Source organism: Psychrobacter sp. Rd 27.2, assembly GCF_001921755.1.
GTDB classification, from domain to species: domain Bacteria; phylum Pseudomonadota; class Gammaproteobacteria; order Pseudomonadales; family Moraxellaceae; genus Psychrobacter; species Psychrobacter celer.
The window spans coordinates 43398-60002 of sequence record NZ_MRYB01000003.1 but is presented as its reverse complement, the minus strand read 5'-3'; the positions used below and the strand labels follow the sequence as shown (position 1 = coordinate 60002).

Here is a 16605-nt window from a genome sequence, read left to right as displayed (position 1 = left end):
ATAAACAGATGATTGTCTCGCTGTTATGACAGTTGAATGTTTGGGCAAATAAAAGCCCCTAAGTAATTAGGGGCTTTTGTATATCTGAGTGAATTGTATATCAATGGCTTGAGTATAAACCACTCAATATAAGATTTACGCCATCGTCGTCATAGACTTGATACGATTATACAGCTCTTTTTGCTCAGCACTTGGACGCGCGGTCTGCACAGCCATCAGCTGTGACATATCGCCTTCGACACGAATCTTGCCTGCCATAAACGCCCCCATGATTTCATTGGTATTAAAATCGGTGATGATAGATTGTAAAATATCACGATCCAACAGCAAGGTCGTTGTCGCCGACTCATTTAGGCCGCGGTGCAGTAGGCCATTGGCAAAATTGGCCTCGATATCTTGCTCAGCATCAGACACTTTTAGATTGACCACCATATTTGCCAAGGCAGGCGGCAGGTTTAACTCACCCGCGTCATTGCTCATTTGCTCTACTTGCTCAAACCATTCATCTGTCAAAAAAACTGCCATATTATTATCCTTAATTGTTATTAAGACGCGCCTCGTACCAATAACGAGGGCACACCTTAGATTAGGCGACCAAAGGTGCGCGGTTATCGATTGTGTTCAGCCACATTATAAGGGCCGAGCGGCGGATAAGTAAAACCTATTTAGACAGCATATGACGAGATTGTTACAAAAATATTGCCCACTTCCAATCGCATGGTCGCAACTATCGTGGGTTTGATACAAGATAATTGCGGCGATATCGTTGATGTTTTTTTCCTGTCATTCACCGCATTTTTTGTCGCAGGCGCCCTCTAAAATCGTCGCAAAACTGGGTATAAAATGCACAAATGACACAGCGATTTTCCGCTGTTTGCTCAGATTTTTACCAAAGAGTTTGTATTTTGGCGCATGAGTGTGATGATATTTGATTAGGATTGCGTTACAATACCCTTAAACAGAGTCGGGAGTTTTAACTAAACATTACCTAAACATGTTTTTTTGTCAGCCGCCGCTAGCATACATCTACGGTCAGTAGGTTTTAGGACCTTATGGATATTGGTATCTATCTTCATTGGTACAGCGTTTTTAGTAATAATTAAGATAAATACTTTGCCTCATTAGATGTTTGATGCTCAAAACGGCGCATCTGCTTATTCATTTTGACAGATTATTGACAATCCTACTATCGAGCAGCTACATACCTTTGGCGTCAATACGCTTTGGTCTTTAATACCCGCTGCTATTAAGCGCAAGCTTAGACAGATAGGTGATAATCTAAGAATAATAGGCAGACCAAAAACAGCATGTACCGCTAAGATCATCTAAGAGATAGCTCTAGATGGTGCGGAGCGTTAGTTAATTCTGTTGATAATTCGGGCTGTAAAGGAATCATCCAATGAGTTTACAAAACACAGCAGTCGCCCCAGTGGACCGTGAGTACGAAATTACTATCGTAAGATTCTTTACGATAATGGCCGTGATATGGGGCATCGTCGGCATGAGTATTGGTGTGTTCATTGCTTCACAGTTAGCATGGCCAGCACTCAACTTTGACATTCCATGGCTGACGTTTAGTCGTTTAAGACCGCTACATACTAACGCGGTCATTTTTGCGTTCGGTGGCTCTGCCCTGTTCGCAACTTCTTATTATGTGGTGCAGCGTACCTGTAAGACGAGACTATTTGCGCCTTATTTAGCGTGGTTTACCTTTTGGGGTTGGCAAGCGGTTATCGTCTCAGCGGTTATTACCCTACCATTAGGTTTGACCTCTACTAAAGAGTACGCAGAACTTGAGTGGCCTATCGATATTTTGATCGCTTTGGTATGGATATCTTATGCCATTGTGTTCTTTGGTACGCTAATCAAACGCAAAACCTCACATATCTATGTGGCTAACTGGTTTTTCGGTGCTTTCATTATTACGATTGCTTTACTGCATCTCGTAAACAGTATGGCGATTCCTGTTAGTGCGTTTAAGTCTTACTCGCTATTTGGCGGTGCAACCGATGCCATGGTGCAGTGGTGGTACGGACACAACGCGGTAGGGTTTTACCTAACGGCAGCGTTCCTTGGGATGATGTATTATTTCGTTCCGGTACAGATTGGTCGTCCTATTTATTCTTACCGTTTGTCTATCGTTCACTTTTGGGCATTGATTGCGTCATACATGTGGGCTGGTGGTCACCATTTGCATTATTCAGCGCTTCCTGATTGGACGCAGTCTCTTGCTATGGTGTTCTCTATCATCCTATTTGCGCCATCTTGGGGTGGTATGATTAACGGTGTACTCACGCTATCAGGTAGTTGGGATAAGCTGCGTACCGACCCGATCATTCGCTTTATGATTGTGGCATTGTCGTTCTACGCGATGTCGACGTTCGAAGGCCCAATGATGTCTATTAAGACGGTGAACGCACTATCACACAACACTGACTGGACAGTCGGCCACGTACACTCAGGCGCGCTTGGCTGGGTTGGTATGATTACCATTGGTTCGCTATATGTACTGTTACCACGTATCTATAACAAACCAAAAATGTACTCTATCAGCTTAATTACCACGCACTTTTGGCTGGCAACTGCTGGAACAATCTTCTACATCGTATCTATGTGGATCTCAGGTATTGGCCAAGGCATGATGTGGCTGGCGACCAACCCTGACGGTACTTTGGTATATAGTTTCGTTGATACGGTTGAGTTCTCACACTTCCCGTATATCGGTCGTGCTTTTGGTGGCTTCTTATATGTATCGGGTATGTTTGTTATGGCATATAACTGCTATAAAACACTCAAGATGCCAGAAGGTAAGCCTGTAGATGTCGCGGATCCAACGGATCATGAACCTAGTGTCGAAAAACCATCGACAGCTAACGTATAAGGAGCGATCATGGCTGGTACACCGCATGAAATTATCGAAAAAAACACAGGCTTGTTGGTCATCGGTATCGTTATTGCTATTAGCTTTGCAACGCTAGTTGAAATCGTACCACTGATTTATGATAACAAGGGTCCTGAGGAAGGTGGGGTTAATGCTCCCCTTCCTGCTATGGAGCCGTGGACGGCACTAGAGTTTGAAGGTCGCGATATCTATATCCGTGAAGGCTGTCACGTCTGTCATACCCAAATGGTGCGCCCACTACGTGCCGAGGTTGAGCGTTATGGACCGTATTCACGCGCTGCTGAGTCAACGTGGGACCATCCATTCTTATGGGGTTCAAAACGTACTGGACCTGATTTGGCACGTGTTGGTGGACGCTACTCTGAAGACTGGCAAAAACAGCACTTAATCGCACCGCGCTCATTGGTACCAGAGTCAGTCATGCCTGGTTTCCCATGGCTTGCAACTAATGAAGTAAACGGTGCAAATGTTCAAGCTAAAATGCGTTTATTCCGCGATCGCTTCGGTGTGCCTTACACTGAAGAAGACATCGAAGGCGCGCCAGATGCTGTTCTTGGTGCCACTGAGCTTGATGCTTTGGTTGCCTACTTACAACAACTAGGCACCGCGATGGAAGGACAGCGCTAATGGGTATTGGTGAATTACAAACAATTGCGACCGTTTCTGCCTTTGTTGCCTTCGTAGGTGTTGCATGGTGGGCGTATTCGCCAAAAAACAAAAAACGCTTCGAAGAAGATGCACAACTTGCGCTTGATGACGAGGATGTAAAGTCTCTGTCTGAAGAGCAGCGCAATAAGGATAAACGATGACATTTTTTTGGAGTTCTTGGATTACCATACTAAGTATCATGTGTTGGGCTGCTATCCTCGGTGTCTTGCTAATGGTATTGAAGTACAAGCCAGAACTAGAAGACGATGGTACGACAGGCCACGCATATGACGGTATTAAAGAATACGACAAGCCCTTACCTAAATGGTGGTTGGTCATATTCTTTGGTTCAATCGTATGGGCAATTGCTTATTGGATATTTTTTCCAGCAATTTTCCCATCGAAATGGGATGGTCTTGCTACGGTAGAAGTCGATGGCGAAACTGTGCCTTGGACCTCTAAAAACGAGCTATATAGTGAGCTTGAGAGCAACAACAAAGTATTTACAGACAACTTTGAAAAAAACATCTTGGCAAAAGCAGATGCCAGCGGTGCAACAGCGACGCTAGCGACATTGGCTGATATGCAAGCGACCATGCGTCGTAGCGACAACCCGCCAGCTGACCTGCAAACTCAGATCGATCAAAAAGTTGCAGAGCTGGCGCCATATGTCGAAAAGCTGTCTGAAAACCCAAATGCATTGAAAGTGGGTAGCCGTTTGTTTTTACAAAACTGTGCGGTTTGTCACGGCTCTAATGCCAAGGGCGCTTTGGGCTATCCAAACCTCACCGATAACGATTGGTTATATGGTGGTGCGCCTGAAAACATCCTAACGACCCTGCATAATGGTCGGGTTGGTGGCATGGCAGCATGGCGTGATCAGATCGGTGAAGATGGCGTACGTGCAGTCTCTGAGTATGTCCTATCGATCTCTGGTAACCAACAAGGTTATGATCTAGATCAGACTAAAGTGGCACAAGGTGAGGTTATCTTTAACGAGCCGACTAACTGTGTGCTTTGTCATGGTGACGACGCTAAAGGTATGATTTCTACTGGTGCGCCAAACCTGACAGACGATATCTGGCTCTATGGCGGCGATCGTGAAAGCATCCGCGAGACCTTACGTTATGGCCGTGCTGGTGTGATGCCTGAGTGGCAGACAAAATTGGGTAATGAGCGTATCATGCTGCTTGCCGCGTATGTCTACTCTTTATCAGACAAGCCTGTTAATTCAGCCAAAGCTGCTACAGCAACTGCGACGACTGAAGCGCCAGCAGAAGCTACTGCTAACTGATTTTAATCGTTATGAATCAGCCAATTGCTGAGACTGTTTAATGGATTTACCAGAAAGGGAGGACTGTCATTGCAGTTCTCCCTTTTTTATATATATTTTATATATAGACACCTATATTAGGTATCAGTAGATTGCTTTTTAGGATTATCACCCCATTTATAGTAGGGAGAATGCTAAAATATATATTTGATAGGCAGAGATATTGATGACTTGCCCGAATGCCGTATTGCCTATCGACTCTTAGCTATTGACCATCGATCATTTGGTAGTTGGCTTGGCATCGATTAGGTGATTGTCTTGCCCTCTACCCACTGACATTGATAACATCGCACACTCATACATCTTATTATCCAAGGTGTTTGTTCATCATGCCAGCAGACTGATTCTTTTTTTAAAGAGGCACGTTTATGTCAGCACAACAACCCAATAAGATCCCTGTACAACAAGTAGACCTCGACGCCACCAAGCATCGCGTCCACCCTAGGTTTGTCACAGGTTTTTACCAAAATATTCGTGTCATCACGATGTATGCACTACTGGCGGCGTTTTTGTTATTGCCATGGCTGCGATACAACGGTAGGCAGGCGATATGGTTTGATGTCCCCTCACAGCACTATTATATCTTTGGCATGACGTTTTTGACCCAAGATTTTTATTTTGTGGCAGCATTCGCCATCATCGCCGCCTTTACCCTCTTTATGGTGACCGTCTATGCGGGCCGCGTCTGGTGTGGTTATGCCTGCCCGCAAACGATTTGGACACACCTTTATCAGTATGTCGAGAAATGGGTGATCGGCGATCGTAATAAACGCATCAAGTTTGATAAAGAACCGATGAGCGCAAAAAAAGCATTTAAGCGAGCGTTGGTCTATTTTATTTGGTTTGTGTTTTCTGTGATTACCGCGGCGACCTTTGTCAGTTATGTCGCGGGTACTGATTATCTATATCAAAGCTGGCAGATGATAGGGATTGTCCCTGTGCCTGATTGGCCAACGTGGGTATGGATTTCGATGTTTATCTTTACCTTTGCCACTTATGCCAATGCCGGTTATATGCGTGAGCAGATGTGTATCCAGATATGCCCTTACGGCCGCTTTCAAAGTGTGATGTTTGATAAAGACACGCTCATTGTTTCCTACGATTATGAGCGCGGTGAGCCGCGTGGCCCTCGCAAAAAAGGCACCAACCCTGATGACTTGGGCGACTGTATTGAGTGTCAAATGTGTGTGCAGGTGTGCCCAACCGGTATCGATATTCGTGATGGTTTACAAGTCGCTTGTATTCAGTGCGCCGCTTGTGTCGATGCCTGTAATGAGATCATGGACAAAGTGGGCTACCCACGTGGCTTGATTCGCTATACGACCGAGCGTCAATTGGCCGAAAAAGAGCCAAGCCGTGTACTGCGTCCGCGTCTATTTGCTTATCTGGCATTGCTGACGATACTGTGCGGCGGTGTGCTATATGCGCTCACAGGCCGCGTGCCATTAGAGCTTGATATTCGCCGTGACCGCAACCAGCTGTCCTCTATCAATAGTCAGGGTATGATCGAAAACAGCTATATCATCAAACTGACCAATAAGACCCAAGAGCCGCACACTTATAAGATCGCCTTGGTGCCACAAGAAGGACTGAGCTTAGCGCTACGATTTAACGATGTGCCTTTAGAAGCAGGCGAAAGCTTTGATATGCCACTGAGCATCTATGGCGATCCAGATGTGATCGAATTTGGTCAAACACCAGTGACGTTGACCGTGACCAGCGAAGATGGCAAATATCAGGTAAGCAAACAAAACATCTTTACCACTCAAGGTCAGTAAATACTGGCTTTAAAGGCTTTGGTTTTTCAAAGCACTTATATTTGAAAGCGCTGACGCTTAAAAGCACTTACATTTAAAAGTGTTTAGGTTTAAAAGCTTTTATGTTGCAAAGCACTGAGAGTCAAGGCTCGGTGCTCAAAAGTACCAAGATGCCGTGTTTGGTCCGGCTATTTTTATAACGCTCATCCGTTAGTCGCTCACAATTGGTTTGGTTAGCGATTGGCGGATGACTCATTTATCACTTGGCAGCAGTGTGCCATTAGATTATCCAGTGATAGCGTTTACGGTATCTAGTGATATGATATCTGCTAAACCGTTATCTGATTAATAGGTATTTTATGTCTACTCCAGCACCAAACTTTAAGCATCAAGATACGCAGCCATGGTATAAAAACTACATGGTCGTCATCTTTGTGATTGGCATGCCAGCGCTGGTCGTGATCGCATGCATCTGGTTTGTGTATTACTCCTACCAAATCCGTGACAGTGTGGTACGTGACGACTGGTATATGGATGGCAAGACCCTCTACCATGATATCTCTCGTGATAAGCTCACGCATGATTTGGACTTGCATGGCAAAATGCAGTTTGCTGATAATGGCGATATTGTGTTTTATTTAAACTATCCTGAACAAAGCTTACAGACGGGCAAGCTCCTAAACGGCACACCTCTCACCTATCCTGAGACGCTGGCGCTGTCTATCTCTCATGCCACCGATATCAAAAAAGATCGCGATGTGGTGCTCCAGCACGAAGAAGGCAATAAATACCGTGCTCATGTCGATATTGATCCTGTAAAAGCCAAATACTATCTACAAGTGAGTAATGATGGTAAGGATGACTGGCGTATGCAGGATGTGGCACGGCTACCGCGCTCCGAGGTAAGCTTTGAGCCGCTACCCGTCTTTTCAGAAAGCTAACCACAGGGTTGGCTCTTAACTTACGCCAAAACCAAAAAAACCAGCCATTAACCAATAATGCGCTGGTTTTTTTGTCTGACACGAGTGTGAGTGAATCGGCTCTCTTTAAATCACAGGATTAATCGTTGGAATCTTCTGTGCGGTAGAGCGACTGTCTGTGGGTTTCTCTGCTGGCGGTTTGCTGGCAAACTTAGGATTAAACGTTTGGGTCTCAGGCGCGATAGGCAGACCAATATCGGCCAAGCTCTGAGTCTGCCCTGCTTGAATATTATCTCCCTCAAACAGACGCTCCTCATTATCACGATCAAGGCTCAAGGTCTCAAAGTCAAACAACTCACGGTCGGCGAGCTGTGATGGTGCGACGTTTTGTATGGCCTTAAAGATAGACGCCAAACGCTGCGGATGGGCATCGTCCCACTCACGTAGCATGTCATTGATGATGGCACGCTGTAGATTGGTTTGACTGCCGCATAAGTTGCAAGGAATGATCGGAAATGCTCTGAGTTTGGCATACTCAATGATGTCTTTTTCTTCGACATAGGCCAGCGGACGAATGAGCAAGTTTTGCTTGTCATCACTGAGCAGTTTTGGTGGCATTGATTTGAGCGCGCCGCCATGAAAGAGGTTTAAAAAGAACGTCGCGAGCATATCATCGCGATGATGGCCTAATGCGATTTTGGTCGCGCCTATTTGCTTGGCAAAACCATATAGCGAGCCGCGACGTAAGCGCGAACAGGCCGAACAATAAGTCTTGCCTTCTGGTACCACGCTTTTGACGATACTATAGGTATCTTTTTCTAAGATATAATGAGCGATGCCCTGCTCGTTCAGATAAGCGGGCAAAATATCCTCAGGATAGCCTGGCTGCTTTTGGTCCAGATTGACCGCCACGATGTCAAAGTGAATCGGCGCGATACGCTTAAGTAGCAGCAAGATGTCTAGCAGGGTGTAGCTGTCTTTACCGCCTGAGACACATACCATCACCACATCGCCATCTTCGATCATATTAAAGTCACGAATCGCCCACGACACTTGGCGGCGCAGCTTTTTTTGTAGTTTGCGAAACGCCGCTGTTTGCGTAGGCTCCAACGTGCTCCCGTCATCATCCGCGCTATTGTCAGCAGCATCTTCTATGCTATCGTGCTCAGGGTACAGATCATCATTGCCCAAGCCTGCATCGGCCGCTGTATCAACAAGCTCTGGCATGGCGTTTGGCGTGAATATGGTCGCTGCGGTCATAAGTTACTCAATATCTTTACTAAAATTATATGGCTATCATGAAGGGCAACCTATTCATCGGCAATCCGTTAAAGCCTGCGCTGACATAGATATCTTGGAAACTTTGGATATTTTGGATGCCCTAGGTGCCCTGACGGCTGCGATTATATCAAAGTTTGCTAACAGATTGAAAAGATGACGTTAATTTATCCGCGCAACTTGTCACAGGCGCGAGCGGTGGCTAGCTTTAGGCACGCACCATTAAAAAGACGCCAGAAGGTTCTGTCAGGCAGGTGTTTTTGCTAAAATAGCCAGATAGCCTCCATCACTATTAAGCTACTCACTATTTCTCAACCACTAACAGACGCCACTATGACTCACGCTACCTTGCCGCCCGCCTCCTCTTCTCAAGCTGCTGACGAGCCGGTCACAGATGTGCATCAGCAAAACGCCGTCGTACTACTATCAGGCGGACTTGATTCGGTAACCTGCTTGTATTGGGCCAAGGCGCGCTACGCCTCGGTGATAGCGGTCAGCTTTAACTACGGACAACGCCACAACAGTGAGCTTGTCGCCGCAAAAGCCATTGCCAAAACTGCCAAGATCAGCCACCGTATCATTGATATCGATATCGCGCAGTTGGGTGGCTCGTCTTTGACCGACCACAGTATGACGATCCCTGATGGCGCTACCGACACATTTCCCAATCAACAGCACGATGAGGTCGATAATGACACCATTCCCAATACTTATGTGCCCGCACGCAATACGATTTTTTTGTCCTATGCGCTGGCCGTGGCCGAGGTGACCGATGCCAATCATATCGTCATTGGCGTCAGCTCCGTCGATTACTCTGGGTATCCAGATTGTCGCCCTGAGTATATCGCGGCCTTTGAACAAATGGCCAACCTCGCGACCAAAGCGGGCGTGACCGGTCATCATTTGTCGATTCAGACACCGCTGCAGCAGCTGTCTAAAGCCAAAACCATCGAGCTTGGTCTATCATTGGGTGTCGATTATGCTCAGACGATTTCTTGCTACCGCGCAGATGCCAACGGCTTGGCTTGCGGTACGTGTGATAGCTGCGCGCTGCGTCGCCAAGGGTTTGCTCAAGCAGGCGTCGTCGACCCTACCCGCTATCAGGCCTAAGCGCAGATAGCGCAGTTTTTGTAGGCGCGCAGCCCAACAATCAACATTTGCGAAACATTCGCTTGCATTAACACAGCATGTCATCATTGTATTTTGCGCCCTATCCTTGCTATGGTATGTGCGATTGCATTGATTGCAAGACATTAGTTACAAAACCTAAGTGACGATATCATCCGCGTATCGCTGTACCTTGATAGCAGCGACGCACACCAAATTTATAAAACAGACGCCATCTGTAAGAGGATATTTATGAAGTTGTTGCCAGTATTACCCCTAGCCCTAGCTGCCATCTTTGCGTTGCCCCAAGCAAACGCGGCTGATATCAAGCAAGACAATATCAATACCTGTGTCAATGGCGCGGTCAAATATAAAGTCGCTGACAAAAGTACCGCCACCAAGCTATGCAATTGCACCATCGGCGTCCGTAGCAACATGACCATCGGTCAAATGTGGGAAATCGAAAGCTACGCACAAAACAAAAAAGACCCCTCCAATCTGCCGTATGTCAAAAAAATGCAAAAAGACTTACAGCAATGCACAGTTGGTCTAGACCTTAAGCAGCCACAAAAACCTGCTTAAGATAACAGGTGCACGATGTACAAAAGACTGGCTATTGCCAGTCTTTTTTGTTGAGGATAAACAGACAAAGTGTAAAACTGATTATTCATTTTTGCTAATCTGCTTATAATAAGAACATGATAACACTGATAAAGCTCGCTATACTTGCGATATACATACTATACAAACCATCTATAACACCATAAGGACATTAGCATGGCAAAGCCCACCACAGAGAGCATCAAGTTACCTGATTTTCCTGTTACCATCGTCAGAGCACTAGACGGCCACTTCATCCATGACGATATCAGCCTAAAAGAAATGGTCGCCCATACCGACAAAGGCCTAATATTATACTTTTATCCAAAAGACAACACGCCTGGCTGCACCACACAAGCGACCGAATTTACCGCGCGCCTCCACGAGTTTGATGACTTGGGCTATGATATCGTTGGCGTCTCACGCGATAGCATCGACTCCCATCAAAAATTCATCACCAAGCATGACTTACACCTCCCGCTCATTAGCGATACTGACGAAAAGCTTTGCCAATATTTTGATGTGATCAAAGAAAAAAACATGTACGGCAAAATCACCTTGGGGCTGGTACGCTCTGCCTTTGTGTTTGACAAAAACGGCACCCTTACCCATGCACAGCGTAACCTGCGTGCCAAAGGCTATACCGATCGTCTGCTAGCAACATTAACGCCTTAACCAGCTGACAAGATAATAATCACTAACATCATCTGTGATACCTAGGTTAAACAATCATTTCTTAACACTTGAGAATACTATGAATAAACCGTCTAATACTGATAGTGCCGAGCAAAAAATCACCCGCACCGTATCAGTGGCCGTGATTGGCGCGGGCACAGCTGGTCAAAATGCCTTTCGGCAAGCCAGCAAAACCCGTGATGACATCGTCATTATCAATGAAGGGTTTTGGACCACCACCTGTATCCAAGTCGGCTGTATGCCAAGCAAGCTATTGATTGCTGCTGCAGACCGCGCCCACGAGGCCAATCACTCTGCAGACTTTGGGGTGCATGCCACCACTCAAATCGATGGCAAACGGGTCATGGAGCGCGTCCGTGAGGAGCGTAGCCACTTTGCCAGCTATATCAAAAAACAAGTCGAGAGCTGGCCTGAGGACAAAAAAATCGATGGTCGCGCTTATATCAACCAGCAAGGCCTGATCGAAGTCAATAACGAGCTAATCGACGCCAAAAAAATCATCGTCGCCACGGGCAGCTCGACGTTTATCCCAGACGGCTGGGCAAATAAGCTGGGTGCGACCTTGCTCACCTCTGATACCGTCTTTGAGCTCAATGACCTACCCAAATCATTGGCCGTCGTCGGTGCAGGTGCCATCGGTCTTGAGCTTGCGCAAGCCTTTACTCGACTGGGCGTCGAGGTCACACTATTTAATCGTGTCAAGCGCGTGGCCGGTCTCAAAGACGACGACATCAACAATAAAGCCATTGATTGCTTGAGTCATGAGCTGACCATGCACCTAGGTAGCGATATCAAAGACGTCGGTACACGACATACCGATACGCAAGACCATCCAGAACAAACCGCATTTATCAACTATGAAGACAGTGCCGGCGAAGCGCGCCAGTGGCAAGGCGAATACGTGCTGGTCGCCACCGGTCGACGCAATACCATCAAACAGCTGGGCATTGAAAACTTGGGCGTCGAGCTTGATGATAAAAACCGACCAAAAAACCTCAGTATAAAAACCGGCCAAATTGGCGACTTAAACGTCTATATCGTGGGTGATGCCAATGCACACATACCTTTGTTACACGTTGCTAGTGATGAAGGCTACAGCGCAGGCAACATGATCTGCGGCAATGAAAAAGACGCCTATATACGTCCGCCTGCCCTGCCTTTTTCTATCGTGTTTTGCTCACCGCAGATCGTCAACGTCGGCATGTCGCTTCCTGAAATCCAACAAGACCCAGAGTTAGAGTACGTCATCGGCCGCGTCAGTTTTGACAATCAAGGTCGTAGTCGAGTGATGGGAGTCAACTGTGGCTTGCTCCATATCTACGGCTGCAAAAAAACCGACAGAATACTGGGCGCCAGCATGATTGGCCCTGATGCTGAGTATATCGGTCATATCTTGGCGACAGCCATTACCAATGACTTAAATATCAAAGACATGCTCGACACGCCATTTTATCACCCTACGATATTAGAAGGACTACGGACAGCATTACGCGATGTACAGCACAAGATGGAAATCCCTTATCAGTACCACGATACGCAAGAAGACAATTTTTAAGGATTTGGACTGTTTTACAGGAAGGACACGCCCTCATAAAAAACCTGATAAAAAAGGTAGCATTGCAGGCGATCAGGGCGTATCTTGTGTTTGCTTGCCTCTCTAATTTCAGGTAACTTAATACCTTTACATGTACTCATCACTGCATGGACCAAAAAATGCCAATCGCTAGTATTACCGATTTTTTTCAAGAGATCATTCGTGATCTGCATACTAGTCTTTATCTGGCGCTTGGCGGCTCTGCTGATGAAGAGTCAATCGACTGGTCCTCACAGGTGGTCGATTTGGCCAGTACTGCCATCAAAATCTTGATCTTGCTTGCGGTACTTGGGGCTTTTTATTGGTTGGCGATTTATATTCTCAAGCAGAGCAAAACAAAGCTGCACTTGAATGAGCGGCGCACCAAGATTGTCCGCTCGGTACTGCGCTATATCTGGATTGTGGCAAGTTTGATTGCCATTATGAGTCAGATATACTTTGAGCCTGAAACCATCAAGGCCACTGCCAAGGCCAGCACATGGGCAGGTATTTATTATGTGCTTTGGACCTCATCTGGGCAGATCATTCACAAAGTCTTGCAGCATTATGGTCTGAATGCCTCGATAGAGCAGCTACTAAAAAACATCTTGTCTGTGCTGCTACTGGTGCTAGGTCTGGCCAGTGTCATGGCGCAGTTTGGCTTTGATATCGTCTCACTGGTCGCCGGTCTCGGTATCGTCGGTCTGGCGGTAGGCTTTGCCGCTCAGTCCACCCTTGCCAACTTCATCGCTGGCATCACCATCTTGCTTGAACAATCGTTTCAAGTGGGTGACTGGATTCATATCAATGAAAATGAAGGCCGGGTGGTACTCATCGCCCTGCGTACCACGCATATCTTGACGCGGGACAACATCACCGTCATTATCCCAAACTCCAATGTTGCCTCCTCTGAGGTGACCAATTTAACCTCCAAAAACTTCATACGGTTTGATATTCGTGTGCGTATCGCCTTTGAAGACGATATCGATACCGCTCGCAAAGAGATCCTACAAGTCCTCAGTGACACCGATGTGGTGCTCAGCCGTCCAGAGCCCTCAGCCACAGTCGATGAAATTGGTGAATACGGGGTTTTCTTTATCGTGCGTTTTTGGGTAAAACCTGCTGCCGTCGCCCGTATGCCCAAAATCAAAGAAGGTCTCAAAGAGGACATCAAACGCGCGTTCGATGCTGCCAACATCTCTACCCCTTATCCGCATATGCGTTTGCTGATGCCAAAGGACGTCGACTATCCTATCGCCACCAAGCCCTTTGCCACCACCACGCAGGTAGTATCACAGTCATCAGAGCCGCTACCCCTGACAAAAAATGAGCAGTAAAGACGCGACTATCTTGCTCAATACCCACCACTTTAAACCATCCTACCTGGAAATATGATAAAATCACGGGTTAAACATCGCCATTGCTGATGTGCCTCATTTACCCTTTTAGACCACAGGTATCCGTATGACCGAAACCACTTCGCCAGCATCTTCCACAGCATCTTCGCCAGCGTTGTCGCTTGAGCTTATCGTTACCTGTGCCGATGGGCTCGAAGCACCGCTACAGACTGAGCTGACCAGCTTTGGTATCCAAAGCGATATCAAAAGCACCGGTCGTCTGGCCGTCACTGGCGGCTTGCGTGATCTGTATACCATCTGTCTTTGGTCACGCGTGGCCTCACGGGTACTGCTGCCAATCAAACGCAAAAACATCAATACCGAATATGATGTGGCCGAGCAGCTCTATGGTTTGGCAAAGTCTGTCAACTGGACTGAGCAGTTTGACTTAGAGCAAACCTTCGCCATCCGTCTGTCTGTCGATAAGCGCGTGGCGGTCAGTCAGCAGTTTGCGATGCTGCGTATCAAAGACGCCATCGCCGATACCTTCAATGAAGTATATGACAGCCGCCCCAACGTCGACAGCAAAAACCCAGATTTTTCTGTGTTTGCTACTGTCAATGACAAGCAAGCCGAGCTGTATCTAGACCTATCTGGTACCAGCTTGCATCGCCGTGGCTATCGTGTGGCCATGACCGACGCGCCTTTAAAAGAAAACCTAGCCGCAGCGCTACTCTATAGCGCAGGTTGGCATAAGAAAAACGACGCAGGCAACGCGCCTTTTTATAACGCTCTTATCGATCCTATGTGCGGCTCTGGTACATTTATTATCGAAGCGCTCTTGATGCATTGTGATTATGCTGTCGGTATCGATAAAGCAGCCAATCAATTCGGATTTTATGAATGGCAACATCATGATGATGCGCTCTGGCAGCAGATGATTGAGGGTGCCCAAAACCGTTTTCGCGAGGCGCTCGCCATTGCTCAAGAGCAGCCAGACACCTTGCCGCTGATTTTGGGTTTTGATGCTGATAGCGGTGCGATACTCGCCACAGAAAAAAACCTGATCGCTGCAGGGCTGCAAGAACTGTTGCCGCTGCTTGATATCGAGACGCGCGCGCTCAACCAGCTAGGCGGTGTGCTAAAGCCGCTGGTCGACGATGGCCGCTTGAGCAATCCGCTTGTCATTACCAACCCACCTTATGGCGAGCGTTTGGGCGATGAAGACATTATCAAGCCTTTATACCAGTCAATCGGGCTTATTTTGCAAGACAGCTTTGCAGGCAGTGGCATTAATCCAATGCTTGGCATCTTGGCCGCCAATGTCGAGCAGGTCGATATCTTACCAATCAAAGAACCAAAGACCCTGCGCTGTCACAACGGTGCCATTACGGTTTATTTTCGTTATGGGACCCTTATCGCTGGACAAATAGGCCATCTGGTCAGTCGTTTTGAAAAGCGCGACATCACGGTAGAGGGCGGGCAAGACTTTATCAATCGTCTACAAAAAAACCTCGCCAAGCTCAAAAAGCTCGCCAAAAAAGACAATGTCAGCAATATTCGTGTCTATGACGCTGATTTGCCCGACTTTAAAGTGGCCATCGACCTATATGGTGATTATGCGCACGTGCAAGAATACGCACCGCCCAAAACCATCCCGCCTGAGACAGCAAAAAAACGCTTTAACCTCGCCTTGATGGGTATCCGTGAGGTGTTTGATATCAACCGCGAGCAGGTCTTTATCAAAACCCGCGCCCGTCAATCAGGTAATGAGCAATACAGCAAGCAAGGCAGTAGCGAAAAGCGCGGTAAGTTTTATATCGCACGCGAAGATGGCGCTTACTTTTATGTCAACTTTACCGACTATCTCGATACCGGCCTGTTTATCGACCATCGCAACATGCGCGCCCGTATCAAAGCCAACAGTCGCGGCAAGTCAGTACTTAACTTATTTGCTTATACCTGTACGGCCAGTGTACACGCAGCACTCGCTGGCGCCAAAAAAGTCACTAGTGTGGATCTGTCACAAAACTATCTCGACTGGGGCAAGCAAAACTTTGCCTTAAATGGTCTGGATGTCAGTGGGAGCAAGTATCAGTTCGTCGCCGCCGATATTTTTGAGTGGATCAAGGACAATACTGAGCAGTTTGATATTATATTTATCGATCCGCCGACTTTTTCCAACTCAAAAAAATTCCAAGGCACCTTTGATGTGCAGCGCGACCATGCCGCCCTTATCAACCGCGCCATGAACCGCTTAACCTCGGACGGCGTGTTGTATTTTTCCAATAACTTCACCCGTTTTGAGTTGGACGAGCAGCTAAGCGAGCGCTACGATATTGTCAATATCACGCCAAAGACCATCGGCTTTGATTTTAATATCAAAAAACCCATCCACCAAAGCTTTGAGATTCGTCATCGTTAAGGCACAAAAAAGGCCTATACCCGCCTTGT

The 16605-nt window shown here is 46.9% G+C and carries 14 protein-coding genes; 12 read left to right on the top strand and 2 right to left on the bottom strand.

The window, feature by feature from the left end:
* Positions 1 to 135 precede the first annotated feature (135 nt).
* A complete protein-coding gene (locus BTV99_RS04010) occupies positions 136 to 525 on the bottom strand; it encodes an SCP2 sterol-binding domain-containing protein (RefSeq protein WP_075101087.1) in 390 nt (129 codons plus the stop codon).
* Positions 526 to 1399: 874 nt separating this feature from the next.
* Between BTV99_RS04010 and ccoN the strand changes: the two genes are divergently transcribed.
* The 6 genes from ccoN to BTV99_RS03980 all read left to right on the top strand — a co-directional run bounded on the left by ccoN (position 1400) and on the right by BTV99_RS03980 (position 7581).
* A complete protein-coding gene (ccoN, locus tag BTV99_RS04005) occupies positions 1400 to 2881 on the top strand; it encodes a cytochrome-c oxidase, cbb3-type subunit I (RefSeq protein ID WP_075101086.1) in 1482 nt (493 codons plus the stop codon).
* 9 nt (positions 2882 to 2890) lie between these two features.
* Positions 2891 to 3529, top strand: a complete 639-nt coding sequence (ccoO, locus tag BTV99_RS04000; protein ID WP_075101085.1) for a cytochrome-c oxidase, cbb3-type subunit II — start codon at positions 2891 to 2893, stop codon at positions 3527 to 3529.
* The gene (locus BTV99_RS03995) at positions 3529 to 3711 is read left to right on the top strand and encodes a CcoQ/FixQ family Cbb3-type cytochrome c oxidase assembly chaperone (RefSeq protein ID WP_075101084.1); all 183 of its coding nucleotides are present in this window, start codon (positions 3529 to 3531) and stop codon (positions 3709 to 3711) included. The genes ccoO and BTV99_RS03995 overlap by 1 nt, the downstream gene beginning before the upstream one ends.
* Positions 3708 to 4844 (top strand): cytochrome-c oxidase, cbb3-type subunit III, encoded by a 1137-nt coding sequence (ccoP, locus tag BTV99_RS03990; protein ID WP_075101083.1) that lies wholly within the window; start codon positions 3708 to 3710, stop codon positions 4842 to 4844. Before BTV99_RS03995 ends, ccoP begins: the two co-directional genes overlap by 4 nt.
* A 407-nt stretch (positions 4845 to 5251) precedes the next feature.
* A complete protein-coding gene (gene ccoG, locus BTV99_RS03985; protein ID WP_075101082.1) occupies positions 5252 to 6661 on the top strand; it encodes a cytochrome c oxidase accessory protein CcoG in 1410 nt (469 codons plus the stop codon).
* 338 nt (positions 6662 to 6999) lie between these two features.
* Positions 7000 to 7581, top strand: coding sequence for a FixH family protein (locus BTV99_RS03980; protein WP_075101081.1), 582 nt, complete (start codon positions 7000 to 7002; stop codon positions 7579 to 7581).
* Between the two features lie 105 nt (positions 7582 to 7686).
* Here BTV99_RS03980 and ttcA read toward each other — a convergent pair whose 3' ends face one another.
* The gene (gene ttcA / locus BTV99_RS03975) at positions 7687 to 8787 is read right to left on the bottom strand and encodes a tRNA 2-thiocytidine(32) synthetase TtcA (protein ID WP_372046470.1); all 1101 of its coding nucleotides are present in this window, start codon (positions 8785 to 8787) and stop codon (positions 7687 to 7689) included.
* A gap of 384 nt (positions 8788 to 9171) precedes the next feature.
* Between ttcA and queC the strand changes: the two genes are divergently transcribed.
* The 6 genes from queC to rlmKL all read left to right on the top strand — a co-directional run bounded on the left by queC (position 9172) and on the right by rlmKL (position 16576).
* Entirely contained in the window at positions 9172 to 9948 is a 777-nt protein-coding gene (gene queC / locus BTV99_RS03965) for a 7-cyano-7-deazaguanine synthase QueC (protein WP_075101078.1), read from the top strand.
* Positions 9949 to 10197: 249 nt separating this feature from the next.
* The gene (locus tag BTV99_RS03960; RefSeq protein WP_075101077.1) at positions 10198 to 10527 is read left to right on the top strand and encodes a hypothetical protein; all 330 of its coding nucleotides are present in this window, start codon (positions 10198 to 10200) and stop codon (positions 10525 to 10527) included.
* A gap of 195 nt (positions 10528 to 10722) precedes the next feature.
* On the top strand, positions 10723 to 11220 hold the full coding sequence (locus BTV99_RS03955) for a peroxiredoxin (protein WP_075101076.1): 498 nt from the start codon (positions 10723 to 10725) through the stop codon (positions 11218 to 11220).
* 79 nt (positions 11221 to 11299) lie between these two features.
* Positions 11300 to 12796, top strand: coding sequence for a dihydrolipoyl dehydrogenase (locus tag BTV99_RS03950; RefSeq protein ID WP_075101075.1), 1497 nt, complete (start codon positions 11300 to 11302; stop codon positions 12794 to 12796).
* A gap of 158 nt (positions 12797 to 12954) precedes the next feature.
* The gene (locus BTV99_RS03945; RefSeq protein ID WP_241900649.1) at positions 12955 to 14151 is read left to right on the top strand and encodes a mechanosensitive ion channel family protein; all 1197 of its coding nucleotides are present in this window, start codon (positions 12955 to 12957) and stop codon (positions 14149 to 14151) included.
* Between the two features lie 127 nt (positions 14152 to 14278).
* Positions 14279 to 16576: a bifunctional 23S rRNA (guanine(2069)-N(7))-methyltransferase RlmK/23S rRNA (guanine(2445)-N(2))-methyltransferase RlmL gene (gene rlmKL, locus BTV99_RS03940; RefSeq protein ID WP_075101073.1), complete on the top strand. Its 2298-nt coding sequence runs from the start codon at positions 14279 to 14281 to the stop codon at positions 16574 to 16576.
* The last annotated feature ends 29 nt before the right edge of the window (positions 16577 to 16605 follow it).

Excerpts from the sequence above, each read along its gene's own strand:
- BTV99_RS04010 (WP_075101087.1), bottom strand. The coding sequence starts at position 525 with ATGGCAGTTTTTTTGACAGATGAATGGTTTGAGCAAGTAGAGCAAATG.
- ccoN (WP_075101086.1), top strand. The coding sequence starts at position 1,400 with ATGAGTTTACAAAACACAGCAGTCGCCCCAGTGGACCGTGAGTACGAA.
- ccoO (WP_075101085.1), top strand. The coding sequence starts at position 2,891 with ATGGCTGGTACACCGCATGAAATTATCGAAAAAAACACAGGCTTGTTG.
- BTV99_RS03995 (WP_075101084.1), top strand. The coding sequence starts at position 3,529 with ATGGGTATTGGTGAATTACAAACAATTGCGACCGTTTCTGCCTTTGTT.
- ccoP (WP_075101083.1), top strand. The coding sequence starts at position 3,708 with ATGACATTTTTTTGGAGTTCTTGGATTACCATACTAAGTATCATGTGT.
- ccoG (WP_075101082.1), top strand. The coding sequence starts at position 5,252 with ATGTCAGCACAACAACCCAATAAGATCCCTGTACAACAAGTAGACCTC.
- BTV99_RS03980 (WP_075101081.1), top strand. The coding sequence starts at position 7,000 with ATGTCTACTCCAGCACCAAACTTTAAGCATCAAGATACGCAGCCATGG.
- ttcA (WP_372046470.1), bottom strand. The coding sequence starts at position 8,787 with ATGCCAGAGCTTGTTGATACAGCGGCCGATGCAGGCTTGGGCAATGAT.
- queC (WP_075101078.1), top strand. The coding sequence starts at position 9,172 with ATGACTCACGCTACCTTGCCGCCCGCCTCCTCTTCTCAAGCTGCTGAC.
- BTV99_RS03960 (WP_075101077.1), top strand. The coding sequence starts at position 10,198 with ATGAAGTTGTTGCCAGTATTACCCCTAGCCCTAGCTGCCATCTTTGCG.
- BTV99_RS03955 (WP_075101076.1), top strand. The coding sequence starts at position 10,723 with ATGGCAAAGCCCACCACAGAGAGCATCAAGTTACCTGATTTTCCTGTT.
- BTV99_RS03950 (WP_075101075.1), top strand. The coding sequence starts at position 11,300 with ATGAATAAACCGTCTAATACTGATAGTGCCGAGCAAAAAATCACCCGC.
- BTV99_RS03945 (WP_241900649.1), top strand. The coding sequence starts at position 12,955 with ATGCCAATCGCTAGTATTACCGATTTTTTTCAAGAGATCATTCGTGAT.
- rlmKL (WP_075101073.1), top strand. The coding sequence starts at position 14,279 with ATGACCGAAACCACTTCGCCAGCATCTTCCACAGCATCTTCGCCAGCG.